The following is a 558-nucleotide window of genomic DNA, read 5'->3' as shown; positions in this document are numbered from 1 at the left end:
CCTTACTCACGTACCTGAGAGTAGTCTGATATCTTTAATGGATTTGAACGAAGCTAGCCTGAACGCGGCATCTACAAGGGCTGGGGAATCAAAAATTAAACATAAAATTAACCATGATGTTTTTGAACCTTATCCCGCGGCGTTACATGGTCAATTTGATTCCATTTCCATGTTTTACCTTCTTCACTGCCTGCCTGGAAATATATCTACAAAAAGCTGTGTAATACGCAATGCGGCGCAGGCCTTAACTGACGATGGAACTCTATACGGAGCCACAATTCTTGGCGATGGAGTTGTGCACAATAGCTTCGGTCAAAAACTGATGCGCATTTACAATCAGAAAGGCATCTTTTCAAACACAAAAGATTCCGAAGAAGGCTTAACACATATACTCTCAGAGCATTTCGAGAATGTTAAAACCAAGGTTCAAGGTACTGTAGTAATGTTTTCCGCTTCAGGGAAAAAATAGCATCCAACCGCAGCACGTTCTTGCATAAGGCGTGTCTGCGGTTTTTCAACTATTCAGATACATCACTCCCATCACATTCATTCCTCCGC

At 42.1% G+C, this 558-nt stretch carries 1 protein-coding gene; it reads left to right on the top strand.

The window, feature by feature from the left end:
- The coding region (locus E2K52_RS14630; protein WP_151205707.1) for a class I SAM-dependent methyltransferase at positions 1 to 469 on the top strand (469 nt) is incomplete at its 5' end.
- Positions 470 to 558: the final 89 nt, after the last annotated feature.

This window comes from Acinetobacter sp. RF14B, from assembly GCF_006864105.1.
Lineage (GTDB): Bacteria > Pseudomonadota > Gammaproteobacteria > Pseudomonadales > Moraxellaceae > Acinetobacter > Acinetobacter lwoffii_C.
Note: the sequence above shows the minus strand (reverse complement) of the source record. Positions and strands in the feature narration are given on the sequence as shown.